Consider the following 1,305-nt stretch of genomic DNA (forward strand, 5'->3'; position numbering starts at 1 on the left):
GCGACCATCGCATTAAACCGGTTATCACGGTTTTTGTTTAAGAACTCACTCCTCGCCAGTGACATCGCATCTAAAAAAAGATCGCTGGCCTGTGGATTAACCCGACGCTCTTGCTCAACAAACAGCTGTTTTTTAACACGATCAATCTGATGGCACAAGTTGGTCTTGGCTTGATTTACCTGATTAATCATCTCAAGCACAGCCAACTCATTACATACCAACACAGCGGCATGAACAGAAGGCTTATCGCTGATCCAAAGATCACACACTTGATCTGCAAGCCTGCTTAACTCAGATTCACTTAATCGCGCTGGATGAATGGCACGGGTTGCCGGCTGGCTATCACTCAAAGGTCTAAAGCCACTGATAGCCAACTGATGATCAAGTAGCACCTGTTTAAGCTGGGCCATGAGCTCAATCAGGTTTTGAGCCGCCACTTTTAATGCGTGTTGATCCATACCCTAGCCATACACATTGTAGTAAAAAACATAATTATAACAGTTTGTTAGCGCATTTATTGATTTATGTTACACACTAAAACCCTCAGACCATCCCTTCAAACATTCCCTAGCCCTGCCCACCATTCTGCCCCCTTCTCACTCCCAAGCCAACCAACACACGCGGAGTGGAGCCGACGCGCATGGGACACCACTTAGGCTAAGGGCGTACTGTTACAATCAGTTTTTGAATAAAGTAACACTAAAACAATGCCAATTGAATCGATTGTATGCATGGATTGATCTAGAGTAAGTAGTTAGTAAACACACAGAATTAATACAATAAAATTTGTGACTATTTTTAAGCTCGCCTCCCCATGTTAATCGGACAATAAAAAAAACGTTAATCGGACAATAGAATCACACAAATTTACCCCTTTTTTATGCGATTAAAACAAGTTAAAGACAATTTATAGACAGCTAAGATACATCCCGCTCTCTAAACCCACCAAACATGCATGACACATCCTATTTAAAACACAATAACTTTTATAAAACAATTACTTAACAAATACCCATCTAACCGACCAACAACCTCAAGGTCATAAATGCACTCACCATCAAGTCAAAAAAAGTCAATTTCACCATCAGCAAAAATGCTATTCAATTCAACCTAAAACAAGCTAAAAAGAGACAGAAAAAGGACAGATTGTAGTCAAAAAAGACGAAAAAGAGACCTGCTCATTGGACCCTCACCCGGTGCACTCGGTTCGTAGAGATAATCCCAGTCAAACACCCGTGTCATGGCTTTGTTGGTTAAACACTCCAGCATCAAGTCCCAGTAAGACACGTAATAGCCAAACTGGCG

1 protein-coding gene is annotated in these 1,305 nt (G+C 41.5%); it reads right to left on the minus strand.

What is annotated here, in order from left to right:
- Positions 1–458, minus strand: a 458-nt coding sequence (locus NA59_RS12740; protein ID WP_044413598.1) for a hypothetical protein, incomplete at its 3' end; no start/stop codon positions are given.
- Positions 459–1,305 lie beyond the last annotated feature (847 nt).

Origin of the sequence: Thiomicrospira microaerophila (assembly GCF_000934765.1) — a bacterium.
GTDB classification, from domain to species: Bacteria; Pseudomonadota; Gammaproteobacteria; order Thiomicrospirales; family Thiomicrospiraceae; genus Thiomicrospira; species Thiomicrospira microaerophila.